Here is a 24,923-nt window from a genome sequence, read left to right as displayed (position 1 = left end):
CTGGCCAGCCGACGTTCGGCAACTGGCTCTACAGCAACCGCTCCCGGATTCTTTAGGGTGGAATCACGCTACGCAATCACCGACACCATCACCAACAACAATGAGAGGGTGTATTCCATGCTGCGCTTCCCGACCTGTAAACCCACCGCCCGGTTTCACCTGCCCCGTCTCGCCGCCAAGGCCATGGCCGGTACGCTGATGGCGCTGTCGTTGTCGACTGTGTCGCTGGCGACGTTCGCCGCCGACCTGCCCGAGATCGAAAGCCGCGGCTATTTGAGCGTGGCGACGGAGGATAATTACGCCCCGTTCAACTTCATCGAGGACGGCAACGCCAAGGGCTTCAACACCGACATGCTCGAGGAGCTGCGCAACTACGCCGACTTCGAGGTCCGCCAGGACATTCTCCCCTGGACCGGGCTGCTGGCCGCCGTCTCCACCGGCCAGTACGACATGGCGCTGACCGGCGCCTCGGTCTCCGACGAGCGCCTGCGGGTGTTCAACTACACCCCGCCCTATGCCTCCGCCCAGCATTTCGCCATCAAGCGCGCCGACGACGACAGCATCAGCGATGTCGACGATCTCAGCGGCAAGAAAGTGGGCGTTCAGGCCGGCAGCGTGCTGCTGTCGCGGCTGCCGGAGCTGAAGAAGATGCTCGAGGACGACGGCGGCGAGCTGGGTGAGGTGGTGCAGTACGAATCCTACCCCGAGGCCTTCGCCGACCTGGCCAACGGTCGTCTCGACTTCGTCATCGACTCGGCAGTGCCGGTCAATACCCTGGTCGCCTCCAAGCCGGACGTCTTCGCCAAGGGCCCGGCGGTTTCCGGTGCCGGCTACGTTTCCTGGCCGATCCCCAAGTCGAGCCCGGAACTGCTCGCCTACATGACAGAATTCCTGGACCACATGAAGGAGACCGGACGCCTGGCCGAGCTGCAGGAGAAATGGTTCGGCGAGAGCTTCCCGGACCTGCCCGACGAACCGCTCGAAAGTGTCGACCAGTTCCACGAACTGGCGGGCCTGGACGACTGAGCGCGGTGGCCCGATCGTCGGGTCCCATGACACACCCCATCGCCTGACACGTCATACCGTCAGCGGCGCCGCGGGTTCGCGCGGCGCCTTCCCTGTTCTCAAGCCTTCGGGAGCCGCCCATGAACGCCAGTGCCTGGCACATGCTGCTGGAAGGCGCCTGGACGACCGTCTGGATCTCCGGCATCTCCATCGCCATGGGGGTCACGGCCGGGCTGATACTGGCCCTGATCCGCCTCGCCCGCATTCCCGTCGTCGACCAGCTCCTGGTCCTCTACATCAGCCTGGCGCGCGCCACGCCGCTGGTCACGCTGGCGCTGTTCATCTTTCTCAGCGCCCCGACCTTCGGCATCAATCTCGACCGCAACGTCGCCGGCATCCTGGCGCTGACGCTCAACACCACGGCGTTCAACGCCGAGATCTGGCGCAGCGCCTTCCGCAACTTCTCCCGCGAGCAGCGCGAGGCGGCCATGGCCGCCGGCATGACGCCGTGGATCATCTTCCGGCGCATCATGCTGCCGCAGATGATGATCACCAGCCTGCCGGGGCTGATCAACGAGATGTCGTTCCTGATCAAGGGCAGCCCGGCGATCGCGGTGATCGGGATCGTCGACCTGACCCGGGTCACCAATCGCATCTCGGCCGTCACCTACGAACCCCTGCCACCGATTCTGGTCGCCTGCGCGCTCTACATGGCCGCGATCGGCTCCCTGGTCTGGCTGCAGCGGATCGCCGAACGCCGCGCCAACCGGCTGGCGGTGTGATGAGCCGACGACGACAAGGCGGCGGGACCCCAACGCCGAGGAGGCGCCATGAGTAACTGGGAGATTCTGTGGAGCGCCCGCGATCAGTTCTGGCGCGGATTCTTCAGCACGATGGAGATCTTCGGGCTGTCGATCAGCGCCGCGTTCGCGATCGGCTGCGGCATGCTCTATCTGCTGGAGGGCAGCCGGCCCCGCCTCACCGTGCCACTCCGGGTGTTCATCGACGGCATGCGGATGCTGCCGTTTCTGATCCTGGCTTATCTGCTCTACTACGGCCTGCCGGCGTTCGATGTCCGGCTGGACGCCTGGTGGTCCGGCGTCGGCGCGCTGGCGGTCTATCACGGCTGCTACTTCGCCGAGATCTTTCGCGGCGCCCGGTTGACCTTCCCGCCCGGTCAGGTCGAAGCCGCCAAGGCCCACGGCTTCACCAAGGGCAAGATGTTCTTTCGTCTGATCCTGCCGCAGATCGTGATGCAGACCCGGCCGCTGCTGGGCAACCAGTTGATCTACGCGCTCAAGGATACCGCCTTTCTGGTGATCATCACCGTGCAGGAACTCACCGCTGCCGCCAACAGCCTGTCGGGAACCTATTTCATTCCCACCGAAGCCTTCATCGTGGTCATCGGCTTCTACTGGGTGGTCAGCGTGGTCATGGAGATCATCATCAAGCAATGTGGCCGCTTCAGCGCCAAACGGGGATTCGACAATGTTTGAGAAAAACACGTCTGAACAAACCGCGTCTGAAAAAACCGTGCCCGACGACGCTGCCCGCACCGACCGGACCGCGGTCTCGATTCGTCATCTTTCGAAGAGCTTCGACGGCGTCGAGGTCCTGCGCGACGTGGATCTGGAAGTGCGCGAGGGCGACGTGGTGACGATCCTGGGCTCCTCCGGTTCCGGCAAATCGACGCTGTTACGCTGTATCAACTGGCTCGAGCAGCCCGACAGCGGCAGCATTCATATCGGCGGCCAGCGTATCGGCGTCAACGATGCCGGCCGGCCGATGCCGGTGCGCGAGCTAGCCCAGGTTCGCGCCCGTACCGGCATGGTCTTCCAGAGTTTCAACCTGTGGCCGCACCTCAACGTGCTGCACAACGTCACCGAGGCGCCAATCTACGTGCTGGGCAAATCGAAGGCAGAGGCAGAGGCCCACGCCCGCGAACTGCTGGAGAAGGTCGGCATGTCTGCCAAGGCCAATGCCTACCCCAGCACCCTCTCCGGCGGCCAGAAGCAGCGCGTGGCGATCGCTCGCGCCCTGGCGATGCAGCCCGAGGTGATGCTGTTCGACGAGCCCACGTCGGCGCTGGACCCGGAGCTGGTCGGCGAGGTGCTGGCGGTGATTAAGGATCTCTCCGCCGAAGGCTACACCATGATCATCGTCACCCACGAGATGGCCTTCTCCCGGGCGGTGTCCGACAAGGTCGTGTTCCTGGACAAGGGCCTGATCATCGAACAGGCGGACCCGGAGACCTTCTTCACCAACCCCAGTACCGAGCGGGTACGCAAGTTCCTGGAGCGGGAAGTGATTTGAACCGAGGACCGGCAATCGAAGACGGTGAAAGCGACTCGACAGCCGATGGCGAAAGTGCCAACAATGCGACAACGCCATCATTTCGAGGGAGCTGTCATGTCGATAACGGTTACGGTCTTGGACGACTATCAGGGATGCTGTGCCTTTCTCGACGCCGCCCACGAACTCGACGGCAGCGACGTCCGTCTGGACATCGAACATCGACATCTCGACGACCAGGCGCTGCCCGCTCGCCTGTTGGACAGCGACGCCATCATCCTGATCCGCGAACGCACCTCGTTGACCCGCGAACTGCTTGAGCAGTTGCCGAATCTCAAGCTGGTGGTCCAGACCGGGCGACTCTCCTCGGCCATCGATGTCGAGGCCTGCAAGGAACTGGGCATCGCCGTACGCGACGGTGGCGGCTCGCCGATCGCGCCGGCGGAGCTCACCTGGCTGCTGATCATGGCGGGCTGTCGGCGTCTGGGCGGCTATCTCGCCCGACAGGCCGAGGGCGACTGGCAGCGCACCAACCAGCTTCTGGAGGCGGAGTCGCTGGGCCACGCCGTCCACGGGCGCACACTGGGCATCTGGGGGCTGGGCAAGATCGGTGGCCTGGTCGCCGGCTATGCCCAGGCCTTCGGCATGAACGTCGTCGCCCACGGCCGCGAGAGCAGCGCCGGGCGCGCCTTCGAGCTGGGCGTCGAATTCGAGCCCGATCGACACGCCTTCCTGGCCCGCTGCGATGTGATCAGCTTGCATCTCAAGCTCAACGGCGACACGCGCGGCATGATCACCCCGGCCGACCTCGCCGCAATGCGCGCCGACGCGCTCTTGGTCAATACCAGCCGCGCCGAGCTGATCCGCCCCTGTGCGCTGCTCGACGCCCTCGATGCCGGGCGGCCGGGTGCGGCGGCACTGGATGTGTTCGAGAACGAGCCCGATGGTGCCAGCGCCTACCAGGCCCACCCCCGCGTGCTGGCCACGCCACATATCGGGTTCGTCGAGAAAGACACCTATGAACTCTATTTCTCGACCGCGTTTCGCCAGGTCCGGGAGTTTTTTGCCGGCTAGAGCGCAAAACGACAACCCTGGCCGAGGCCGGGGTTGTCGTCGATATCGCCAAGTCTGGCGTCGTGGCGCAGGCGCTACTGCCCGAACAGGTGCTTGCGCGCCTCGTCGGTCATTTCCACGTTGTTCTGCGGATTGATCTCTTCCGCCTTGGCGTAGGCGACCCTGACCGCCTCGCGCTGGCCGATCTGCTCGAACCAGCGCTGCAGGCTGGGGTAATCCTCCAGATCCTGGCCCTGTTTCTCGTAGGGCTTGATCCACGGCCAGATCGCCATGTCGGCGATGGAGTAGTCGTCACCAGCGACGAAGTCATTGTCGTCGAGCTGCTTGTCCAGCACGCGATAGAGCCGCGAGGTCTCGTTCATGTAGCGCTCGACGGCATAATCGATCTTCTTCGGCGCATAGTGGCGGAAATGGTGGTTCTGCCCCGCCATCGGCCCCAGCCCGCCCATCTGCCAGTGCAGCCACTGCAGCACCCGATAGCGTTGGCGCCCACTCTTGGGCAGGAACTTGCCGCTCTTGTCGGCCAGATACTCGAGGATCGCGCCGGACTCGAACAGCGACAGCGGCTGACCGCCGTCGGCCGGGGCACGATCGACGATCGCGGGAATGCGGTTGTTGGGGGCGATCTCGAGAAATTCCGGCGTGAACTGCTCGCCCTTGCCGATATTGACCGGATGAATACGGTAGTCGAGCCCAGCTTCCTCGAGGAACAGCGTGATCTTGTGACCGTTGGGGGTCGTCCAGTAGTAGAGATCGATCATCACAGGCTCCTGTCGTGACGCCCGGCGATAAGCCGGATGCTGTCAGGATAGGCTTTGCGGGGGGCGGCGTCTTCCGACATCGCCCCGCGCCGTTCAAAAGCCTCTTCTCTGTGAGTCCAACCCTCCTGCTCGAAGGGTCAAAAACCCCTGCGCGATCGGCCAAGCTTGCGATCAGTTGGCATAGGCGCCGTCGACATCGACGATCCGCGTGGCGTTGCGGCCGACGCCGCCATGCAGGTCCAGCATCCGCTGGAACCAGGCGTAGACCGGATCGGCGTTGGAGACCAGATCGGCAGCGGAGGTGACCCGCGCCCACATGAAGGCGCCCACCACCAGATAGTCCGCTGCGCCGGCCTCGTCGCCCTCCAGGAACGGCGATTCGTCCAGCCGCCCGCGCATCGGCTCCAGTGCCTTATCGAGCATCGATAGCCCCTGGCTCGGCGAGTGCATCTCCTCCAGCGTGCGACCGAATGCCTTTTCGCGCGAGGTACGGAAATAGTCGCGGTCGTCGGGGTGCACGGCGTTGAACACGTCCATCAGGATGGTGCGCATCACCCCCGGCGCCAGCGAACGTTCGGCGTAGAACTTGAAGAACCGCGCCCGTTCCGCGGCAGCCCCTTCGCCCAGCAATGGCTTGTCCGGATAGACGCGATCGAGATAGCGGAAGATTTCATAGCTGTCGACGACCGTCTGGTCACCATCGACGAATACCGGCACCTTCGTCTGATCCGAGAAGGCGATCGCCTCCTTGTCGGTGAACTTCCACGGCACGAATTCGCAATCGAGCCCTTTATGCGCCAGCGCATACTTGACCCGCCAGCAGTAGGGCGAGAATCGCAGTCGCTCGTCGCGCCCGCACAGATCGAACATCTTACGGCCCATATCACACTCCTCGTCGGATTTCGGTTGTCGCGGTTCCGGTCATCGCAGCATGTCCAAGGGAGAGTATGCCGTCAAACACGATGAACGTGCGCTGGCTTATCCGAGACTCGTACCCCCCGGAAGCCATTGCCATGACGTACCCGATGGCGGCTCCCTCATGTTCCCGGCTCGACGTCGCCGTCCCAGCGTTCGGATCGAACGGCGATGTCCATTAGTCGCACCACGCGCGCCTCCGGCGCCCGATATCGCTTCGCTAACTGGCCTCTAAACCCTTCAAAGTCAGCCACTTGAAGGGCATTCATTCCATTCTCCAACTATTGGTAAGACCATTTAGCCATGATTGGCACTGCCCTTTTCTGTGGTTATCTTCCGAGTCAATCGCCGCGGTCCCATGTTGAGAGAGATAACGAAGTGGGCCGGCGATTGAAAAGCGCCATCGTGACGTTGCAATGACCACCCCGGCGACAACCGACGCTGATAATAACGACTCAGGGGCTCTCGATATGGATCACACGCTTCTCTCGTTGCTTGCCTTTCTGCCGCTGGTGCTGGCAGGGGTCTTGCTGATCGGATTCCGCATGGCGGCACGGACGGCGATGCCGATCGTATTCGTCGTTGCGGTACTGATCGCGCTGCTGGCCTGGGACATGACCGGGACTCGCGTGCTGGCCTCGACGCTGCAGGGGCTGATCATGACGGTCTCGCTGCTGTGGATCATCTTCGGCGCCATTCTGCTGCTCAACACGCTGAAGCATTCGGGTGGCATCATGGCGATTCGCAACGGCTTCTCCGGTATCAGTCCGGACCGCCGCGTCCAGGCACTGATCGTCGCCTGGCTGTTCGGCTGTTTCATCGAGGGCGCCTCGGGCTTCGGCACGCCGGCCGCCGTGGCCGCGCCGCTGATGGTGGCGCTGGGCTTCCCCGCCCTGGCCGCCGTGGTCGTCGGCATGATGCTGCAGTCGACGCCGGTCTCGTTCGGCGCCGTGGGCACGCCGATCGTGGTTGGTGTCACCGGCGGCGTGAACCAGTCTGCGATCGCCGAACAGCTCACCGCCAACGGCTCGACCTGGGAGACCTATTTCCGCCTGATCACCTCCGAGGTCGTCATCACTCACGGCATCATCGGCGTGTTCATGCCGCTGATCCTGGTCATCGTGATGGTGCGCTTCTTCGGCGAGAACCGCTCCTGGACCGAGGGCCTGTCGATCACACCGTTCGCGCTATTCGTCGGTGCCTGTTTCGTAGTGCCGTCGATGTTGGTCGGCGTCTTGCTGGGCCCGGAGTTTCCGTCGTTGCTGGGCGGTCTCATCGGTCTGGCGATCGTGGTGCCGGCCGCACGCAAGGGCTTCCTGCTGCCGAAGGACACCTGGGACTTCCCGGAGCGCTCGAAGTGGCCGACCGAGTGGTTGGGCACGATCGAGATCAAGGTCGACGACGTGGCCGGTCGCGCGCCGATGTCGACGCTGCGAGGCTGGCTGCCCTACGTTATCGTTGCCATTTTGCTGGTGATCTCGCGCACCATTCCCTCGGTCAAGGCAGGGCTCTCCTCGATCAGCACCGGCTGGAGCAACATTCTCGGCGAGCAGGGCATCTCCGGTAGCGTCGAGTGGCTCTATCTCCCCGGCGGTATCATCCTGATCGCGGTAATCTGCACGATCTTCCTGCATCGCATGCGCGCCCAACAGGTCACGGCGGCCTTCGCCGAATCCTCGAAAACCATCTTCGGTGCCGGCTTCGTGCTGCTGTTCACCATTCCGATGGTACGCATCCTGATCAACTCCGGCGTCAACGAGTCCGACCTGGTCTCGATGCCGGTCGCCATGGCGCAACTGGTCGCCGACGGTGTCGGTCAGATCTACCCGCTGTTCGCTCCGGCGGTCGGCGCGCTGGGTGCCTTCATTGCCGGATCCAATACCGTTTCCAACCTGATGCTGTCGGCGTTCCAGTTCAACGTCGCCGAAGTGCTGGGAGTCTCCACCGCGATGATGGTCTCGCTGCAGGCCGTGGGAGCCGCCGCCGGCAACATGATCGCGATCCACAACGTGGTGGCGGCTTCGGCCACCGTCGGCCTGCTCGGTCGCGAAGGCACGACGCTGCGCAAGACGATCCTGCCGACGCTCTACTACTGCCTGTTCGCCGGCATTATCGGGCTGCTGGCCTTGTATGTCTTCGGCCTCACCGACCCGCTCATGGGCGGGTGATCCCATCCTCCCGGCTGCGGCTGGGAGGATTTCGCTCCTCTATTTGGTCTGACCATTTGCCAGCACGTTGGGCTTTTGGCTAATAGCCGCCACCGGCGGCCTTCCACAGAATGACCGCAGTGCAATGTGGAAAGGCCTTCCACAAACCGGATCTTCACCCGCCGCCAGCGATATCCGAGCTTTCGAGGAGACGTCATGGAACTGCTTTACGATGAGCGCATCGATGGCGAGATCGCCGACGTCGACAAGTCCGGCCTGATGGCGGCCATCCTGGCGGTCGCGCCCAGACTGACCCTGCTCGATCGCGAGGAGGACCTGCGCCCGTTCGAGTGCGACGGGCTGTCGGCCTATCGCGTGCTGCCGATGCTGGTGGCCATGCCGACGACACTGGCCGAGGTCGAGGCGTTGATGCGGGTCTGCTACGAGCACGCCGTGCCGGTGGTGACGCGAGGTGCCGGCACTGGCCTGTCCGGTGGCGCGCTGCCGCTGGAGAAGGGCGTGCTGCTGGTGATGTCGCGCTTCAACCAGATCCTGAGCGTCGATCCCGATGCTCGCCTCGCCCGGGTCCAGCCAGGCGTGCGCAACCTGGCGATCAGCGAGGCGGCCGCCCCTCATGGCCTCTACTACGCCCCCGATCCCTCCTCGCAGATTGCCTGCTCGATCGGTGGCAACGTGGCCGAGAATGCCGGCGGCGTTCACTGCCTGAAGTACGGTCTCACGGTCCATAACGTGCTGAGCGTGGAGATCGTCACCATCGAGGGCGAGCGCATGACCCTCGGCGGCGAGTCGCTGGATACCCCCGGCTACGATCTGCTGGCGCTGTTCATGGGCTCGGAAGGCATGCTCGGCGTGATCACCGAAGTGACGGTGCGCCTGCTGCCGAAGCCGGAAGTGGCCAAGGTGCTGATGGCCTGCTTCGACGACGTCGAGCGGGCCGGCAAGGCGGTGGGCGACATCATCGCCGCCGGCTGCATCCCCGGCGGTCTCGAGATGATGGACAACCTGGCGATTCGCGCCGCCGAGGATTTCGTCCACGCCGGCTATCCGGTTGACGCCCAGGCGATCCTGCTGTGCGAGCTCGACGGCGTGGAGAGCGACGTCCAGGCCGACTGCGAGCGAGTCCGCCAGTTGCTCGAGACGGCGGGCGCCACCCAGATCCGGCTCGCCCGGGACGACGCCGAGCGCCAGCTGTTCTGGGCCGGGCGCAAGGCGGCGTTTCCGGCCGTCGGCCGCATGTCGCCGGACTACTACTGCATCGACGGCACTATTCCCCGCCGTGAGCTGCCCCGGGTGCTCAAGGGCATCAACGATCTCTCGGCCCAGTACGGACTGCGGGTCGCCAACGTCTTTCATGCCGGCGACGGCAACCTCCATCCGCTGATCCTGTTCGATGCCAACCAGCCCGGCGAGCTGGAGTCCACGGAGACGCTCGGCGGCAGGATTCTCGAACTCTGCGTCGACGCCGGCGGCAGCATCACCGGCGAGCACGGCGTCGGCCGCGAGAAGCTCAACCAGATGTGTACCCAGTTCGCCGCCGACGAGATCACCCTCTTCCACGCGGTGAAGTCGGCATTCGACGAGCGCCGTCTGCTCAACCCCGGCAAGAACATCCCGACACTGGCACGCTGCGCCGAGTTCGGCGCCATGCACGTACATCACGGCGAACTGCCGCACCCCGAACTGCCGCGATTCTGATATCGGAGGCGGCATGAGTCGCAAGGAGATCGCCATGACCCACCTGCAGGACCGGCAGCCGGAATACACGCCGCCGAACGAGTCCGGTCCCGATGCGCTCGCGGGCCGCGACGATAGCGAAGCCTTGTGCGAACAGGTGGTTCGGGCTCGGGCCGAGCGCGCCACGCTGCGCATCGTCGGCGGCGATACCAAGGCGTTCTACGGCCGCCGGGTCGAGACGGCGCAAGCGCTCTCCACCACCGGCCACCACGGCATCGTCCACTACGATCCGGTGGAGCTGGTCGCCACCGTGCGCGCCGGTACGCGGCTGCGGGATCTCGAGCGGGCGCTTGCCGACAACGGCCAGCGCCTCGCCTTCGAGCCGCCGCACTTCGGCGACGACGCCACCGTCGGCGGCATGGTCGCCGCCGGGCTTTCCGGCCCTCGCCGACCCTGGGTCGGCGCCGTGCGCGATTTCGTGCTCGGCGTGCGGATCATCACCTTTGATGGCAAGCAGTTGCGCTTCGGCGGCGAGGTGATGAAGAACGTCGCCGGCTACGACCTCTCCCGGCTGATGGTCGGCGCCCAGGGTACGCTCGGGGTATTGACCGAAGTCTCGTTCAAGGTGCTTCCCATTCCCCATGCGCATGCCTGCCTGCGACTCGAACTGCCGCTGGCCGGAGCTTTCGAGCGCTTGACGGCCTGGGGCCGCGAGCCGATGCCCATTACCGGCGCCGCCCACGATGGTGAAGCGCTGCATCTGCGACTCGAAGGTGGCGAGGGCTCCGTCTCGGCCACGCGCCAACGCCTTGGCGGTGAAACGGAAGATTCATGCTTCTGGTCGCAGCTTCGCGAGCTGCAACTGCCCTTCTTCAATGGCGCCTTCGATAACGACGCCCATGTCCTGTGGCGCTTGTCGCTGCCGGCGCTGGCGCGCACGCCGGCGCTCGAGGGTGACTGGCTGGTCGACTGGGCCGGTGCCCAGCGCTGGCTGAAAAGTTCCGAGGGACGCGGTTTCGAGGACGAACCGCGGGCCGACGCCCACATTCACGAGGCCGCCATTGCCGCCGGCGGCCATGCCACGCGCTTCACGCCGACCGCCAACGGAGACTCGCCTTTCACGCCCCTGCCGCCGGTGCTGGCCAAGTACCACCGCCAGCTCAAGCAACGGCTCGATCCACAGGCGATCTTCAACCCTGGCCGGCTCTATGCCGAGTGGTGAGGAGACCTCTACCCCATGCAGACCCATTTTTCCGAGGCCGCCCGTGCCAAGCCCCACATCCACGAGGCCGACCGCATCCTGCGTACCTGCGTGCACTGCGGCTTCTGCAATGCCACCTGCCCGACCTACCAGTTGCTGGGCGACGAGCGCGATGGCCCGCGCGGGCGCATCTATCTGATCAAGGAGCTGCTGGAGAGCGACGACGGCGATGAACAGGTCACCCAGGAGACGCAGTTGCACCTGGACCGCTGCCTGAGCTGCCGCAGCTGCGAGACCACCTGCCCCTCCGGCGTCGAGTATCACAAGCTGCTGGATATCGGGCGTGCCGAAGTCGACCGTCGGGTCGGCCGCAGGCCCGGCGAGCGCGCCCTGCGACTGGGGCTGCGCACCGCGCTGGTCGAGCCCAAGCGGTTCCAGGCACTGCTCGCCCTGGGGCAGACGTTCCGCCCGCTGGCGCCTCACGATCTGCGCGACAAGATCCCCCCGCGCCAGCGGCCGGGTTCGCGCGGGCGCCAGGCGCGCCCCGCCCCGACCCGACACGCCCGCCAGATGCTGATCCTGGAAGGCTGCGTTCAACCCGGCCTGGCGCCCAATACCAACGACGCCACGGCGCGGGTACTCGATCGTCTCGGCATCGGGGTGAGTGCCGCCCCGGAAGCGGGCTGCTGCGGCGCCATCGACTTCCATCTCAATGCCCAGGCCGCCGGACGCCAGCGCATGCGCGCCAATATCGATGCCTGGTGGCCGCTGATCGAGCAACGCGGCGGGACGTCCTCCGCGCAAGCCGGAGTGGAGGCGATCATCCAGACCGCCAGCGGCTGCGGCGCCTTCGTCAAGGAGTACGGCGAGATGCTGGCCGACGATCCCGAATACGCCGCCAAGGCCAGACGGATCAGCGAGCTGGCCAAGGATCTGGTCGAGATCTTGCGCGAGGAGGACCTGGAGGCGTTGGGCACGAGTGACTCGTCCGCGCGGCTGGCGTTCCACTGCCCGTGTACGCTACAGCATGCCCAGAAGCTGGGGGGCGCCGTCGAAGGCGTGCTCGCGCGGCTGGGATTCGGTCTCGCACCGGTGCGGGACTCGCACCTCTGCTGCGGCTCCGCCGGCACCTATTCGATCACCCAACCGACGCTGGCCCGGCAACTGCGCGACAACAAGATGAACGCCCTGGAGGCCCAGTCGCCGGATACCATCGTCACCGCCAATATCGGCTGCCAGAGCCATCTCAACGGCGCCGGACGAACCCCGGTAAAGCATTGGATCGAAGTCGTCGACGAAGCGCTCATGGCGTAGAACCAACGCTCTCGGCGTCCGACGCCGGCGACTCACTCATGACCGCGCAAGGCCAGCTCGCTGCGGCACCCGGCGAGTTGGCTTTTCGCTTTTTCTCGTAGCTCGTAGCTCGTAGCTCGACGCTGCCCTGACCATGGAACTGGAGTCCTCACCATGCAGACCAAAGCCGCACTCGAACTCAACGATGTCAATGCCATCCTCGATGCCGCCCAGACCGAAGCCGAAGCCCAGGGCTGGGCAGTCACCATCGCCGTCGCCGACGATGGCGGCCATCTGCTGGGCCTGCGCCGGATGAACGGTGCCGCCCCCTTCAGCGCCGGCGTCGCCACCGAAAAGGCGCGCAACGCGGCGATCGGCCGCAAGGAGACCCAGGTCTTCGAGGAGATGATCAACAACGGCCGCACCGCCTTCGTGACGGCACCGATGACCGCGCTGCTCTCGGGCGGCGTGCCGGTCATTCACGACGGCCAGGTGATCGGCAGCGTCGGCGTTTCCGGGGTCAAGCCGGAGCAGGACGTGCAGGTCGCGAAAGCCGGCGTCAAGGCCATCGGCTGAAGCCGTCGCCGACGCTTTGTCAGCGCTTCTTGGAGGGGGCGCCCCTGGCACGACTGCCGGGGCCGGCCTTGCCTGAACGCTTCCTGTCGCCGGGCTTGACGCCAGCCTTGCCCCTGGCATCGGGCTTTCCCGCTTTGGCGCTGGGGTGTGACTTACCTGCCGCATGACTCTTGCCACCGGGCGACGCTTTGCCGCTCGCGGCTTTTTTACCCTTGGGGTGGGCCTTGGTGGCAGCGGCTTTGCCGCCCGCCTTGACACCGGCCTTCGCCCCGGGCCCTGCCGATACCCTGCCTACCTTGGAGGCCGGCTGCCTGGCCTTTCCCGAGCGAGCGCCGGAGTTGAGCTTGGCGCGACCACGCTTCTCCGGAGCGGCGTCGGAGTTTTCCGTCAGCGCGATGATGGTGTCGATCTCTTTCGGGGTCAGGTCCCGCCAGTCACCCAGCGCCAGCCCCTTGAGCGAGACGTTCATGATGCGCGTGCGGATCAGCTGAGTGACTTCGTAGCCGAAATACTCGCACATGCGGCGTATCTGGCGGTTGAGCCCCTGCACCAGCGTGATGGTGAAGACGAACGTCGACTCCCTGCGCACCTGGCAGCGCTTCGTCACCTGGCCGAGGATCGGCACGCCACGCTGCATGCCCTCGACGAACTCGTCGGTGACCGGCTTGTCGACCGTCACCCGATACGCTTTCTCGTGGTGGTTGTTGGCACGCAGGATCTTGTTGACCAGGTCGCCGTCGTTGGTCAGGAAGATCAGCCCCTGGGAATCCTTGTCGAGCCGGCCGATGGGAAAGATCCGCGCCCCGTGCTTGACGAACTCGACAATATTGTCCTTCTCCCCCGACTCGGTGGTGCTGACGATACCCACCGGCTTGTTGAGCGCGATCAGGACCAGATCCTCCGCTTCCCGGGGCTCGATCTCCTGGCCGTTGACCTTGACCCGATCGCCGGCGGCCACCTGGTCGCCGGTGGTGGCACGGCGGCCGTTGATCCACACGTTGCCCTGCTCCACGAAGCGATCGGCTTCACGACGGGAGCACATCCCGCTCTCGCTGATGTACTTGTTGATACGGGTCGATTGTCGTAACGCCATAAAGGGTCGTCCAGCCAGAAGAAAGGTGACTCAGCATCCGGTCACAACCACCGGACCTGCGCCGGCCCGCAACGGGCCGGCGCACCCGGACAGTTTGACGCTTCCTCCGTGTCGATAAAACCGGCCGGGGTTCAAAAGCCGCATGGCGGCCATCGCCGGGAAACGCCCGGCTGCGTGACCGGGGGCGGTCAAGCCGGCTTCCCGAGCCCTTTTGTTCTGACAGACAGAATCATATAGCTTTTGGCGACATTCTTTAGTCGCAATTCGCAGTACCGAGATTGACCCGGCATCTCGGCGGCCCTAATTTCTACTGTCGCAACACGTTCTACAAAAGAGAATAACGGAGACGCCATGAATTTGTCCTTGAAGCCTTCCGCGCTGTGCCTCGCACTCTCGCTGGCGACGCTGCCGATGCTGGCGCAGGCGGCCGGCCCGAGCGGGAAGATCGACTGCATCGCCCCCGCCAACCCCGGCGGCGGCTGGGACTTCACCTGCCGCAGCGTGGGCCAGGTTCTGAGCGAGACCGGCGCCATCGATGGCAGCGTCCAGACCACCAACATGCCGGGCGCCAGCGGTGGTGTCGCGTTTTCACACGTGGTCACGAAACGGGCCGGACAGAACGACGTCATCGTCTCGGCTTCGACATCGACCACCACCCGTCTGGCCCAGCATCAGTTCCCCGGCCTGAACGCCGACATGGTCAACTGGGCCGGCACCGTCGGGGCGGATTATGGCGTGATCGCCGTGAGCAAGGACTCGCCTTACCAGGACCTCGAGTCGCTGCTAGATGCGATGGAGGAGAAGCCCTCCAGCGTCAGTTTTGCCGGCGGCAGCGCCAGCGGCGGTTGGGATCACCTCAAGGTCCTGATGATGGCCCGCGCCGATGGCATCGAGCCGCTGAACAAGATCAAGTATCTGCCCTTCGACGGTGGCGGCGAGGCGATGACCCAGGTCGTCGGCGGCCATATCGACGCCTTCTCCGGAGATGCCTCGGAGACCCTGGGCTTCGTCGAATCCGGCGACCTTCGGGTGCTCGCCGTGCTCGCCGACGGCCGCCTGCCCGGCGCGCTGAGTGAATTCCCCACCGCCAAGGAGCAGGGCGTGGATGTCGAAGGGATCAACTGGCGCGGCTTCTACCTGCCACCGAAGCTCTCCGACGAGGACGTGGCCTGGTGGGAGGAGACGCTGCACAAGGTCTACGAGAGCCCGGAGTGGAAGGAGGTCATGAGCAAGAACGGCTTGATCCCCTTCGACCGCAGCGGCGAGGCGTTCAAGGCGTACGTTCATCAGCAGATCGCCGATATCGAGGAGATCTCCAAGGAAGTCGGTCTGATCCAGTAAGGCCGGCTCCCGCCAGGGTGGGGCTTGTCACCTCACCTGGTCGTCGGTGCCGGGCTTGCGGCGCCGACGACATCGGCAGCGTCAGGAAGCGCGCAACGCGCGCGGCCACTGGCGCTCGAGACGCGGCGCATACTGGGCCAGCAGGGGCACATGGCGATCCTTGGCCGCCAGGTTGAAGCGCTCGCTGGGGCCCGATAGCGCCAGCGCCCCCATCAGCTCACCCTCGCCGTTGTAGATACCGATGGCGGCCGCCGACAGCCCGGCCTGGCGCTCTCCGCTGGATACGGCAACCTGGCCGCGAGGGGTTTCGTAATTGAGCACCCGCCCAGCGGCACCTCGCCCCAGCGGCAGCCTCACGCCCTCCTCAAGATGGTGCCTGACCTCCAGTCGGCCATTTTCGCGCAGCCGGCAGATCCGGTGATCGCCATCGCGAACATAGAAGGAAGCGGTCTCCTCGCTGGCGTCCCGCAGCGACTCGAGTATCGGCCGTACCAGATTCTCGAGCTGCGGCCCGTCGCCCGCCAGTGGGGCCAGACGCGAGACCGCCGGGCCGATTCGATAGATACCGCGTTCGTCGCGGGTGACATAGCCGAAATGCTCCAACGAGGCCATCAGCCGCAGGATGGTGCTCTTGTAGAACCCCGAGGCATTGGCGAGTTCGGTCAGAGAGAACTCTCGCCGCTCCTGGGAGAAGGCCTCTAGCAGAGTCAGCGCTCGTTCGACGGCCTCGACACGTCTCTGGGCCATGGGACGCTCCTATCTATCAGTTAATCGGGCTATCAGTTAATCGGGACTTGCTATCAGGTCACCGGGACTTGGACTAATGGCGGATGTTGCGACAGACAAAACGGTATTGCAACTCATCCGATGGAACCATATTCTCTCAGAAAGAAATCGTTTCACCAGGAGGAATAATGCCATCACCATTGACCGGTTACCGGGTACTCGATCTAACCAATGTGCTGGCCGGGCCGTTCTGCTGTCACCAGTTGGCCCATCTCGGCGCCGAGGTGATCAAGGTCGAGCGGCCCCAGGGCGGTGACCTGGCTCGTCAACTGGGTGCCGACCCCGCGCTCAACCGGGAACTGATGGGGGTCTCGTTCCTCGCCCAGAACGCCGGCAAGCATTCGGTGACGCTCGATCTCAAGAGACCGGCCGATCGCGAAACCTTCCTCGAACTGGTGGCGACGGCCGACGTGGTGGTCGAAAACTTTCGTCCCGGCGTCATGCGCCGACTGGGGCTCGGGTTCGAGACGCTGTGCGAGGCCAACCCCGAGCTGGTCTACTGCGCGATTTCCGGCTTCGGGCAAGACGGCCCCTTGGCCAACTACCCGGCCTACGACCAGATCATCCAGGGCATGGCAGGGGTGATGAGCATCACCGGCGCGCCCGAGAACGCGCCCTACCGGGTTGGCTATCCGCTGGCCGACACGGTCGGCGGCCTGACCGCGGCGATGGCGATCAATGCCGCTCTGGCCGAGCGACCGCGCAAGGCGCACTTCGTCGACATCTCGATGCTCGAATCGGTGCTGGCCACCATGGGCTGGGCAGTCTCCAACCTGCTGGTCGCCGGCAAGCCGCCCCAACCGATGGGCAACGACAATGTCACCGCCAGCCCCTCCGGCACCTTCGCCACCGCCGACGGCTTGATCAACATCGCCGCCAACAAGCAGGAGCAGTTCGAGGCGATCTGCCACCTGCTCGAACGCCCGGAATGGCTCACCGACGCCCGCTTCGCCCAGCGCCAGGCGCGCCTGGAGAACCGTCAGGCGTTGAGCGACTGCATCGAAGCGGTACTGAAACGGGAAACGACCGAGTACTGGTGGCCGCGGCTGGTCGAGGCCGGTGTGCCCGCCGGTCCCGTCTACAGCGTCGCCGAAGCCTTGGCGCACCCACAGGTTCGCGATCGCGGGCTGATCGAGCGGTTCGGGAACGACACGATCGGCCGGCCGCTGGAGGTGGTCAGCGGCGGGTATCGTTTCGACGGCCAGGCGCCTCGCGTTGCCTCCCCGCCGCCCCGGCTGGGCCAGGACAACGACATCCTGCTGCCCACCCGCGCCGCCAACGACGAATAGACCGGAGACATCTCATGACCGATACCCTCACCCCCGAATATCAGGCCCGGCAGTGGTGGAAGACCGACATCATCGACATGCGGCCCGGTGAGATCCGCTATCGCGGCTACCCGATCGAGGAGCTGATCGGCAACGTCGGCTTTACCGACATGGTCTGGCTGATGACTCGCGGCGAACTGCCCGGCCGGCCCCAGGCCGCACTGCTGGAAGCGGCTCTGATGAGCGCCGTCGACCACGGTCCGCAGGCGCCGAGCATCGCCATCGCCCGGATGGCCGTGACCTGCGGCAGCAGCCTCAACAACGCCATGGCTTCCGCGGTCAACGTGCTCGATGACGTCCACGGTGGCGCTGGCGAACAGGCCGTCGAGCTGTACCAGTCGATCCTCGAGTACCAGATCGGCGGACACCCTCTGGAGATCGCGGTGCAGGAAGGCATCGCCATCTGGCAGCGCGAGCGGACCCGGATCATTCCCGGCTTCGGCCACCGCTTCCACCCGGTCGACCCCCGCGGGCCGCGGCTGCTGCAGCTGGTCGAGGAGGCCGCCGCTCGCGGCGAGGTCGACGGCAACTTCGTCGCCATCGCCCGCGAGGTCGAACGCCAGCTCATCGCCATGAAGGGAAAACCGATCCCGCTCAACATCGACGGCGCCACCGCCGTCATCTACGCCGAGCTCGGATTCCCCGCTCCGCTGGCCCGAGGCCTGTTCTGCCTGTCCCGCTCGGTGGGCATCCTCGCCCACGCCTGGGAGCAGCAGTGCCAGGGCGGGCGCAACAAGGGCCCGATGCCCAAGGGCTGGCTGTGGCCCTATGGCGGCCCGGCACAACGCCCGGTGCCAAACCGGGGCTGATCTCTCTCGAACGACGACCGTTCAAGCCTGGTGAAACTTGCGCCCGGCCGTGGTCTCGTGGATCACTCCGGCGCGAATGACGAAGTCTCCGAACGGTTCACCCGCCTCGCGCTCGACGGCGTAGCGCTGGATCAGCGGCGTCAGTGCCTCGAGGATGGTCGCTTCATCGATGTTCTCGCGGTAGAGCTTGTTGAGGCGTTGGCCGCTGAAGCCGCCGCCGAGATAGAGGTTATAACGCCCCGGCGCCTTGCCGACGAAGCCGATCTCGGCGAGATAGGGGCGTGCGCAGCCGTTGGGGCAGCCGGTCATGCGCAAGATGATAGCGTCGTCGGTCAGCCCCGCCTCGCGCATCACCTCCTCGAGCTTGTCGATCAATGACGGCAGGTAGCGCTCGCTTTCCGCCATTGCCAGCCCGCAGGTCGGGAATGCCACGCAGGCCATCGCGTTACGTCGCAGCGGCGAGGTCTCCGCCACCAGCCGATGACGATCCAGCAACGCGTCGATGGCCTCACGGCGAGACTCGTCGACCTGGGTGATGATCACGTTCTGGTTGGTGGTGAGTACCAGATCGCCGTCATGCTGCTCGGCGATCTCGCGCAATCCGGTGCGTAGCTGCGGGCCGTCGGAGAAGTCGGCGATACGTCCGTTCTGGACGAACAGCCCATAGTGCCAAAGGCCGTCGTCGCCCTGGACCCAGCCCAGCCGATCGCCGTTGTTGTCGAAGTGATAATCGCGCGCCGGTGCCAGCGCTTCGCCGAGGTGCCCTTCGACCTCGGTCTTGAACGCCTCGAGCCCCATCTCCTCGACGGTATATTTCAGTCGTGCCTGCTTGCGGTCGCGGCGATTGCCGTTGTCGCGCTGCACCCGCATGATCGCTTCCGCCACGGCGGGCGCGGCTTCCGGCGAGCAGTATCCGATGGGGTCGGAGAGCCGCGGAAAGGTCGTCGGCTCGCCGTGGGTCATACCCATGCCGCCGCCGATACACACCGTGAAGCCGCTCAGTTCGCCCTCCACCACATCGGCGATGAAGCCGACGTCGTGGGCGAACAGGTCGACATCGTTCTCCGGCGGAATCGCCAGCGCCACCTTGAACTTGCGTGGCAGGTAATGGCGGGTGTAGAGCGGCTCGTTGGGATCGAGCGCCGGCGCATCCGGGCGTTCCTCGGCGCCGCCGGCGACGCGCTCCTCACCCAGGAAAATCTCGTGATAGGCCCGGGTGCGAGGCAGCAGGCGAGCGCTGATCCGGTGACTCAACTCGTACACCTGGCGATGAATGGCGGAGCGATGCGGATTGGCGGTGCAGATCACGTTGCGATTGACGTCTCCACAGGCGGCGATGGTATCCACCATGGCCTGATGGATGGTCTGCAGGTGCGGGCGCAGGTTCTCCTTGAGTACGCCGTGATACTGAAAGGTCTGGCGTGTGGTAACGCGCAGCGTGCCGTTGGCGTACCGTGAGGCCACGTCGTCGAGCGTCTGCCACTGCTCGGGTGTTACCAGGCCGCCGGGCAGCCGCAAGCGCACCATGAAACTGTAGAGCGGCTCGAGCTTCTGGTGCCGGCGTTCGTCGCGCAGGTCGCGATCGTCCTGCTGGTAGAAGCCGTGAAACTTGGTCAGTTGGGTATCGTTCTCGGCGACGGCACCGGTGGCGCGATCGGCCAGGCTCTCTTCCAGCGTGCCGCGCAGATAGTCGCTCTCCATCTTGAGCCGCTCGTTGGGATGCAGCTCATCGAGTGGGATGTCACGCAGTTTGGCGATGATGTCCATGTCGGCCTCCTCTACTGGAGCTAGATGTCGTATCTATTGGATCGTCGTACCGCAATCGCCAGAAAACTGATCGAACGAAGGCCAGACTAGGCAAAAGTCGGCGCTCGAGCGGAATTAACGTGGTTGTTAATGAGCATTGAGGGCCGATTTTTAACGCCGTATTGCCAAGCGTAGGCAGTTTTCGTACAAAGCCTAATAGATGTCGCGCTGATAACGCTTCTCCTGCTGCAACTGGCGCAGGTAATCATCGGCGCCGGCTTCGCCGTGCCCGCCCTGCTCGCGGATGATGTCGCGCAGTGCCTGGTGCACGTCCGGCGCCATGAACTCGGCATCGCCACAGACGTAGACGTAGGCGCCGGTTTCCAGCCAGGCATAGAGCCTCTCGGCCTGCTCGCGCATCCTGTCCTGAACGTAGACCTTGTCGGCCTGATCGCGAGAGAAAGCGACATCAAGGCGCGTCAGCAGCCCCTGCTGTCGCCACTTGAGCCACTCCGCCTGATAGAGGAAATCGCTGCGAAAGTGCCGATCGCCGAAGAACAGCCAGTTGTCGCCGCCAGCGCCGCGCTCCTCGCGCTCCTGCAGGAAGGCGCGAAACGGCGCGACGCCGGTGCCGGGGCCGATCATGATCAGCGGCGCCTCGTCATCGTCGGGCAGCTTGAACTGCTTGTTGCGGTCGATATAGATCGGCACCCGGTCGCCGGGTTCGATCCGGTCGGCCAGATAGCTCGTGGTCACGCCGTTACGAGCCCGGCCGTGGGTTTCGTAGCGCACCACGGCGACCGTGAGATGCACTTCGTCGGAGGCCGCCGCCTGGCTCGAGGCGATGGAGTAGAGGCGCGGTGGCAACTTGCGCAGTGCCGCCGAAAACTGGGTGGCATCGATCCCGTCGACCGGGAACTGTTCGATCACGTCGATGATCTGGCGTCCGTGGAGCCAGTCACGCAGTTCATCGCGGGCCTCGTCACCCAGCAGGCGCTGGAGCTCCGGCGCCTGGGACCACTCCGCCCACTGCTTGAGAAACGGGCGCGTCAGCGTGGTCACCTCGAAATCCGCCAGCAGCGCGTCGCGCAGCACCCGGCCTTCCTCCAGTGGTGACTCGGCATCGAGCTTGAGCATCGCGATCAGCTCGTCGACATGGGCGGGGTCGTTCTGCGGCACCACACCGACAGCATCGCCCGGCAGATACTCCAGCCCGGAATCCTCCAGCGACAGTTCGAGATGCAAGGTCTGCTTGTCGGAGCCACGCCCGTTGAGCGGTTGACGTGTCAACACCTCGGCCATGAACGGATGTTTCTTCGAGTACGACGGCTGAGCGCCTTGCGCAGCGTCGGTTTCGGCGACCTGAGCAGGTGGCGGCGTGGCGAGATCGCCGGCCAGCGACTCGAGCACCTCGTCGATCCAAGCCTCGGCACGCTCCTCGTAATCGACATCGCAATCGGCGCGATCCCTGAGCCGTTCTCCACCCAGCTCGGCAAGACGAGCGTCGAACTCCTTGCCGGTCTGGCAGAAGTGTTCGTAGCTGGCATCGCCCAGCCCCAGCACGGCAAAGCGAACCCCCGTCAGTTTCGGCGCCTTGCGCCCCATCACCAGTTCGTGGAATTCGAGCGCCGGATCGGGCGGATCGCCGTCGCCCTGGGTACTGACCACGACCAGCAGACGCTCGACGGTCTTCAGCGTCTTCTTTCCGGCGTCCGCCATGCTGGTGAGGGTTACCTCGAATCCCTTGGCGCGAGCGCGCTCGGCGGCCAGCTCGGCCACTCCCTCGGCATTGCCGGTCTGGCTGCCATAGAGCACGGTCAGCGCCGTGGTGGCGGCCGGCGCTGGCGACGAATCGCCCGTCGGCGACTCACCAGCCGACTGGGCACCGAGCCCCGCCAGATAGCCACTCAACCACTGCCGCTGCGCGTCGTTCAGATCCGCCAGCGCCTGCTGCACGCGCCTGGCCTGGTCAGCGTTCAGCGGGCTGTTGGTGTCGGTCAGTGTCATGGGCGCCACGCCTATCCTCTCGTTGACGAAATGATCGGAACCGTCGGCAGAGCGCGCGGACCGAAATCAGGTAACCCATTAGTGTTAGGGCAACCGTCGAGAATCAAAAAGGCTAAAACGCACTGTCGTTATTCGATGACGTCATGACGGCTTTTCGTCGGTCGCAGATCCCCGCATACTCGGTCGCCCACCCTTTTTCCGGAGACTGCCATGGCTTATCGACTCTTCATCGCCAACAAGAACTACTCATCCTGGTCGATGCGACCCTGGGTGCTGCTGCGGGCCCTGCAGATCCCGTTCGAGGAGGTGCTGACGCCATTCGACGGCGCCGGCAGTCAGCAGGCATTCACGCACTTCTCGCCCACCGCCAAGGTCCCCTGCCTGCACGACGGCGAGCGGGTGGTATGGGATTCGCTGGCGATTCTCGAATACGTCGCCGAGGATCACGCGACGACCTGGCCCGGTGATCGCGCCGCCCGTGCCTGGGCCCGCTGCGCCAGCGCCGAAATGCATTCCGGCTTTGCCGCCCTGCGCGACGAATGTTCGATGAACTGCGCGCTGAGCATCGATCTGGGCACGCCGAGCGAGGCGCTGGAGAAGGATCTGACTCGGCTCGATTTGCTATGGCAGGAAGGGCTGGACACTTTCGGCGGCCCGTGGCTCGCTGGCGACGCCTTCACCGCCGTGGATGCCATGTTCGCCCCGGTCGCGGTGCGCATCCGCGGTTACGGCATCAAACTCGGGGCGACAGCCATGACCTACAACGAGCGTCTGCTCGCGCACCCGTCGGTCGCCGACTGGATCGAGCAGGGTGTCGCCGAACCGTGGGTCGACGAGCCGCACGAAGCCGACTGCATTCGTGGACGGCGTATCATCGCGGATCGGCGCCGACAAGCCTGAAGCCGATCCTTCGAGGGGAGACCCCGTCGGCTCGAGAGCTCTCGGGGTCGGATCGAAATGCCACGACCTCGAGCGCCGACCGGCTGCTGGACCACCCTGCGGTGGTCCGAGCCCGTTGCGGAGATCGAATGCCGAATCAGTACAGCTCGGCCAACGCCTCCTTGGTGAAATCGCTCAACGACTCCTCATCGCGGGCATGGACCTTCCTCACCCACGCCGGATCGCTCAGCAACGCGCGACCGACAGCGATCAGATCGAATTCGTCGCGCTCCATCCGGGCCACGAGCTTGTCCAGGCTGGCCGGGCTCGAGCTCTCGCCGCTGAAGGCGCCCATGAAATCACCGGACAGGCCGACCGAACCGACACTGATGGTGGGCGCCCCCGTGAGTTTCTTGGCCCAGCCGGCAAAATTCAGGCCATCGGGGCCGTCGATTTCCGGATACTCCGGCTCCCAGAACCGTCGCTGCGAGCAGTGCAGGATATCCGCGCCGGCTTCCACGAGCGGGGCGAGCCAGTCGGTCATCTCATCCGGCGTGTTGGCCAGACGTACGTCGAAGTCCTGCTGTTTCCACTGACTCACGCGCAGGATGATCGGCAGATCGGGGCCGACGGCAGCGCGCACGCTCTTGACGACTTCCGCGGCGAAGCGGGAATGCTCCTTGAGGGTAGTGCCGCCGTAGCGATCGCTGCGCCGATTGGTGGCCGCCCAGAAGAACTGATCGATCAGATAGCCGTGGGCGGCGTGAATTTCCACCGTGTCGAAACCGAGCCGCTTGGCGTCGGCCGCGGCGCGGGCATAGGCATCCAGCGTGTCGGCGATAGCCTCTTCACTCATGGCCTCGCCGCGCGGCTGACCGGGCGCGACCAGACCGGACGGGCTTTCGACAGCTACGTCCTGTACCCAGTCCGTGAGAAAACTGGCGACCGAGCCCACGTGCCAGATCTGCGGCCCCATGCGGCCACCCACTTCATGCACGCCATCGATGACGTTCTGCCAACCGGCCAGCGCCTCTTCGCCATGAAAGAACGGGATGTTGGGCTCGTTGCGGGCGGCCGGCCGATCGATGGTGGTGCCTTCGGACAGGATCAGGCCAACCTCGTTCTCGGCCCGCCGGCGGTAGTAGGCGGCGACGTTGTCGCCAGGTATGCCCGCCGGCGAAAACGACCGCGTCATCGGCGCCATGACGATACGGTTCTTGAGCGAGAGGGATTTCAGTTGAAAGGGCCGAAACAGCACATCGACGTTGGATGAGGCCATGGGAATACTCCGAGTGATAAGATGGAAACCGCGGTATATGGTTTATACCTGATACCCATCGGCTACTTTCAACTCACCAGGTATCCTCGAGGAAACCGCCATGCCCAACTCACCATGCCAGACGGCGGCGGCCAATTGCCCCAGCCGCGTGATTCTCGATCAGATCGCCGACAAGTGGTCGGTACTGGTGCTGGCGGCACTATGCAGCGAGCCGCTGCGCTTCAATGCGCTCAAGCGCCAGTTGGAGGGCATTACTCAGAAGGCACTCAGCCAAACGCTACGTCGGCTGGAGCGCAATGGCATCGTCGAGCGCCGCGTGATCGCATCGGCTCCGGTGGCCGTGGAATACCGGATCACGCCGCTCGGCCGAACGCTCGAGGCGCCTTTTCACGCGCTGCATCAATGGACGCTGCAACACCACCATGAAATCGAAAAGGCGCGAAGCGTCTACGATGCGCGCCAGCAGGCACTCGATGACGAAACCGCGTGGGGTTAGTGTGATGTCTCACAAATATCATCCAATAATATCGGCGCCTGGCACCGCCATACCGCGTTGCGCGTCGTTGCCATAGACCCCGATATGACGCCTCCTCGCGCCTTGTCTGGCAACACCATGCATCCGATATTTCTTCGCGTTACTTGCGAGACATCACACTAGCGATCCTTTGACGATCTTACGAGGAGAGCGGTGGACCT

The 24,923-nt window shown here is 64.8% G+C and carries 22 protein-coding genes; 15 read left to right on the top strand and 7 right to left on the bottom strand.

Annotated elements, in window-relative coordinates:
- Window positions 1–57 precede the first annotated feature (57 nt).
- The 5 genes from F0A16_RS05445 (at window position 58) to F0A16_RS05425 (ending at window position 4,371) form a co-directional block, all read left to right on the top strand.
- Entirely contained in the window at window positions 58–1,026 is a 969-nt protein-coding gene (locus tag F0A16_RS05445; protein ID WP_239023721.1) for a transporter substrate-binding domain-containing protein, read from the top strand.
- Between the two features lie 119 nt (window positions 1,027–1,145).
- On the top strand, window positions 1,146–1,787 hold the full coding sequence (locus F0A16_RS05440; RefSeq protein ID WP_149434367.1) for an amino acid ABC transporter permease: 642 nt from the start codon (window positions 1,146–1,148) through the stop codon (window positions 1,785–1,787).
- Between the two features lie 48 nt (window positions 1,788–1,835).
- Entirely contained in the window at window positions 1,836–2,501 is a 666-nt protein-coding gene (locus F0A16_RS05435; RefSeq protein ID WP_149434366.1) for an amino acid ABC transporter permease, read from the top strand.
- A 37-nt stretch (window positions 2,502–2,538) separates the two neighbouring features.
- Entirely contained in the window at window positions 2,539–3,318 is a 780-nt protein-coding gene (locus tag F0A16_RS05430) for an amino acid ABC transporter ATP-binding protein (protein ID WP_239023720.1), read from the top strand.
- 96 nt (window positions 3,319–3,414) lie between these two features.
- Complete coding sequence (locus F0A16_RS05425) at window positions 3,415–4,371, top strand: D-2-hydroxyacid dehydrogenase family protein (protein WP_338100592.1); 957 nt, start codon at window positions 3,415–3,417, stop codon at window positions 4,369–4,371.
- Window positions 4,372–4,445: 74 nt separating this feature from the next.
- Here F0A16_RS05425 and F0A16_RS05420 read toward each other — a convergent pair whose 3' ends face one another.
- Window positions 4,446–5,132, bottom strand: coding sequence for a glutathione binding-like protein (locus F0A16_RS05420; protein WP_149434364.1), 687 nt, complete (start codon window positions 5,130–5,132; stop codon window positions 4,446–4,448).
- Window positions 5,133–5,303: 171 nt separating this feature from the next.
- The gene (locus F0A16_RS05415; RefSeq protein ID WP_149434363.1) at window positions 5,304–6,014 is read right to left on the bottom strand and encodes a glutathione S-transferase N-terminal domain-containing protein; all 711 of its coding nucleotides are present in this window, start codon (window positions 6,012–6,014) and stop codon (window positions 5,304–5,306) included.
- A 503-nt stretch (window positions 6,015–6,517) separates the two neighbouring features.
- Here F0A16_RS05415 and F0A16_RS05410 point away from each other — a divergent pair.
- From F0A16_RS05410 to F0A16_RS05390, 5 genes are all read left to right on the top strand, one after another.
- Complete coding sequence (locus F0A16_RS05410; protein ID WP_149434362.1) at window positions 6,518–8,215, top strand: L-lactate permease; 1,698 nt, start codon at window positions 6,518–6,520, stop codon at window positions 8,213–8,215.
- Between the two features lie 195 nt (window positions 8,216–8,410).
- On the top strand, window positions 8,411–9,910 hold the full coding sequence (gene glcD, locus F0A16_RS05405) for a glycolate oxidase subunit GlcD (RefSeq protein WP_149434361.1): 1,500 nt from the start codon (window positions 8,411–8,413) through the stop codon (window positions 9,908–9,910).
- 13 nt (window positions 9,911–9,923) lie between these two features.
- Window positions 9,924–11,111, top strand: a complete 1,188-nt coding sequence (gene glcE / locus F0A16_RS05400) for a glycolate oxidase subunit GlcE (RefSeq protein WP_239023719.1) — start codon at window positions 9,924–9,926, stop codon at window positions 11,109–11,111.
- Window positions 11,112–11,126: 15 nt separating this feature from the next.
- On the top strand, window positions 11,127–12,404 hold the full coding sequence (glcF, locus tag F0A16_RS05395; protein ID WP_149434360.1) for a glycolate oxidase subunit GlcF: 1,278 nt from the start codon (window positions 11,127–11,129) through the stop codon (window positions 12,402–12,404).
- 153 nt (window positions 12,405–12,557) lie between these two features.
- The gene (locus F0A16_RS05390) at window positions 12,558–12,959 is read left to right on the top strand and encodes a GlcG/HbpS family heme-binding protein (RefSeq protein WP_149434359.1); all 402 of its coding nucleotides are present in this window, start codon (window positions 12,558–12,560) and stop codon (window positions 12,957–12,959) included.
- Window positions 12,960–12,978: 19 nt separating this feature from the next.
- On the opposite strand, the gene rluF is transcribed toward F0A16_RS05390, so the two are convergent.
- Window positions 12,979–14,052: a 23S rRNA pseudouridine(2604) synthase RluF gene (gene rluF / locus F0A16_RS05385; RefSeq protein WP_149434358.1), complete on the bottom strand. Its 1,074-nt coding sequence runs from the start codon at window positions 14,050–14,052 to the stop codon at window positions 12,979–12,981.
- A gap of 351 nt (window positions 14,053–14,403) precedes the next feature.
- Here rluF and F0A16_RS05380 point away from each other — a divergent pair, with 351 nt between their 5' ends.
- Window positions 14,404–15,393, top strand: coding sequence for a Bug family tripartite tricarboxylate transporter substrate binding protein (locus tag F0A16_RS05380; RefSeq protein WP_187775910.1), 990 nt, complete (start codon window positions 14,404–14,406; stop codon window positions 15,391–15,393).
- Between the two features lie 81 nt (window positions 15,394–15,474).
- Here the strand turns inward: F0A16_RS05380 and F0A16_RS05375 are convergent, their stop codons facing one another.
- Complete coding sequence (locus F0A16_RS05375) at window positions 15,475–16,140, bottom strand: IclR family transcriptional regulator (protein ID WP_149434357.1); 666 nt, start codon at window positions 16,138–16,140, stop codon at window positions 15,475–15,477.
- A 167-nt stretch (window positions 16,141–16,307) separates the two neighbouring features.
- On the opposite strand from F0A16_RS05375, the gene F0A16_RS05370 reads away from it, so the two are divergent.
- Both F0A16_RS05370 and F0A16_RS05365 read left to right on the top strand, forming a co-directional pair.
- Window positions 16,308–17,468 (top strand): CaiB/BaiF CoA transferase family protein, encoded by a 1,161-nt coding sequence (locus F0A16_RS05370; protein ID WP_149434356.1) that lies wholly within the window; start codon window positions 16,308–16,310, stop codon window positions 17,466–17,468.
- A 14-nt stretch (window positions 17,469–17,482) separates the two neighbouring features.
- A complete protein-coding gene (locus F0A16_RS05365; RefSeq protein WP_149434355.1) occupies window positions 17,483–18,316 on the top strand; it encodes a citryl-CoA lyase in 834 nt (277 codons plus the stop codon).
- A gap of 21 nt (window positions 18,317–18,337) precedes the next feature.
- On the opposite strand, the gene cysI is transcribed toward F0A16_RS05365, so the two are convergent.
- Window positions 18,338–20,083: an assimilatory sulfite reductase (NADPH) hemoprotein subunit gene (gene cysI, locus F0A16_RS05360; RefSeq protein ID WP_149434354.1), complete on the bottom strand. Its 1,746-nt coding sequence runs from the start codon at window positions 20,081–20,083 to the stop codon at window positions 18,338–18,340.
- Between the two features lie 192 nt (window positions 20,084–20,275).
- Complete coding sequence (locus F0A16_RS05355) at window positions 20,276–22,069, bottom strand: assimilatory sulfite reductase (NADPH) flavoprotein subunit (protein ID WP_149434353.1); 1,794 nt, start codon at window positions 22,067–22,069, stop codon at window positions 20,276–20,278.
- A gap of 210 nt (window positions 22,070–22,279) precedes the next feature.
- Here F0A16_RS05355 and F0A16_RS05350 point away from each other — a divergent pair, with 210 nt between their 5' ends.
- The gene (locus F0A16_RS05350) at window positions 22,280–22,969 is read left to right on the top strand and encodes a glutathione S-transferase family protein (RefSeq protein ID WP_149434352.1); all 690 of its coding nucleotides are present in this window, start codon (window positions 22,280–22,282) and stop codon (window positions 22,967–22,969) included.
- Between the two features lie 136 nt (window positions 22,970–23,105).
- Here F0A16_RS05350 and F0A16_RS05345 read toward each other — a convergent pair whose 3' ends face one another.
- Complete coding sequence (locus tag F0A16_RS05345; protein WP_149434351.1) at window positions 23,106–24,227, bottom strand: NADH:flavin oxidoreductase; 1,122 nt, start codon at window positions 24,225–24,227, stop codon at window positions 23,106–23,108.
- 100 nt (window positions 24,228–24,327) lie between these two features.
- Between F0A16_RS05345 and F0A16_RS05340 the strand changes: the two genes are divergently transcribed.
- On the top strand, window positions 24,328–24,723 hold the full coding sequence (locus F0A16_RS05340; protein WP_149434350.1) for a winged helix-turn-helix transcriptional regulator: 396 nt from the start codon (window positions 24,328–24,330) through the stop codon (window positions 24,721–24,723).
- Window positions 24,724–24,923 lie beyond the last annotated feature (200 nt).

It is taken from the genome of Salinicola corii (assembly GCF_008298015.1).
GTDB lineage: Bacteria > Pseudomonadota > Gammaproteobacteria > Pseudomonadales > Halomonadaceae > Salinicola > Salinicola corii.
This window is presented reverse-complemented; position numbering and strand designations above follow the sequence as displayed.

What these genes read in the sequence shown, in the direction of transcription:
- F0A16_RS05440 (WP_149434367.1), top strand. Translation starts at nt 1,146, where the DNA reads ATGAACGCCAGTGCCTGGCACATGCTGCTGGAAGGCGCCTGGACGACC.
- F0A16_RS05435 (WP_149434366.1), top strand. Translation starts at nt 1,836, where the DNA reads ATGAGTAACTGGGAGATTCTGTGGAGCGCCCGCGATCAGTTCTGGCGC.
- F0A16_RS05425 (WP_338100592.1), top strand. Translation starts at nt 3,415, where the DNA reads ATGTCGATAACGGTTACGGTCTTGGACGACTATCAGGGATGCTGTGCC.
- F0A16_RS05420 (WP_149434364.1), bottom strand. Translation starts at nt 5,132, where the DNA reads ATGATCGATCTCTACTACTGGACGACCCCCAACGGTCACAAGATCACG.
- F0A16_RS05415 (WP_149434363.1), bottom strand. Translation starts at nt 6,014, where the DNA reads ATGGGCCGTAAGATGTTCGATCTGTGCGGGCGCGACGAGCGACTGCGA.
- F0A16_RS05410 (WP_149434362.1), top strand. Translation starts at nt 6,518, where the DNA reads ATGGATCACACGCTTCTCTCGTTGCTTGCCTTTCTGCCGCTGGTGCTG.
- glcD (WP_149434361.1), top strand. Translation starts at nt 8,411, where the DNA reads ATGGAACTGCTTTACGATGAGCGCATCGATGGCGAGATCGCCGACGTC.
- glcE (WP_239023719.1), top strand. Translation starts at nt 9,924, where the DNA reads ATGAGTCGCAAGGAGATCGCCATGACCCACCTGCAGGACCGGCAGCCG.
- glcF (WP_149434360.1), top strand. Translation starts at nt 11,127, where the DNA reads ATGCAGACCCATTTTTCCGAGGCCGCCCGTGCCAAGCCCCACATCCAC.
- F0A16_RS05390 (WP_149434359.1), top strand. Translation starts at nt 12,558, where the DNA reads ATGCAGACCAAAGCCGCACTCGAACTCAACGATGTCAATGCCATCCTC.
- rluF (WP_149434358.1), bottom strand. Translation starts at nt 14,052, where the DNA reads ATGGCGTTACGACAATCGACCCGTATCAACAAGTACATCAGCGAGAGC.
- F0A16_RS05380 (WP_187775910.1), top strand. Translation starts at nt 14,404, where the DNA reads ATGAATTTGTCCTTGAAGCCTTCCGCGCTGTGCCTCGCACTCTCGCTG.
- F0A16_RS05375 (WP_149434357.1), bottom strand. Translation starts at nt 16,140, where the DNA reads ATGGCCCAGAGACGTGTCGAGGCCGTCGAACGAGCGCTGACTCTGCTA.
- F0A16_RS05370 (WP_149434356.1), top strand. Translation starts at nt 16,308, where the DNA reads ATGCCATCACCATTGACCGGTTACCGGGTACTCGATCTAACCAATGTG.
- F0A16_RS05365 (WP_149434355.1), top strand. Translation starts at nt 17,483, where the DNA reads ATGACCGATACCCTCACCCCCGAATATCAGGCCCGGCAGTGGTGGAAG.
- cysI (WP_149434354.1), bottom strand. Translation starts at nt 20,083, where the DNA reads ATGGACATCATCGCCAAACTGCGTGACATCCCACTCGATGAGCTGCAT.
- F0A16_RS05355 (WP_149434353.1), bottom strand. Translation starts at nt 22,069, where the DNA reads ATGACACTGACCGACACCAACAGCCCGCTGAACGCTGACCAGGCCAGG.
- F0A16_RS05350 (WP_149434352.1), top strand. Translation starts at nt 22,280, where the DNA reads ATGGCTTATCGACTCTTCATCGCCAACAAGAACTACTCATCCTGGTCG.
- F0A16_RS05345 (WP_149434351.1), bottom strand. Translation starts at nt 24,227, where the DNA reads ATGGCCTCATCCAACGTCGATGTGCTGTTTCGGCCCTTTCAACTGAAA.
- F0A16_RS05340 (WP_149434350.1), top strand. Translation starts at nt 24,328, where the DNA reads ATGCCCAACTCACCATGCCAGACGGCGGCGGCCAATTGCCCCAGCCGC.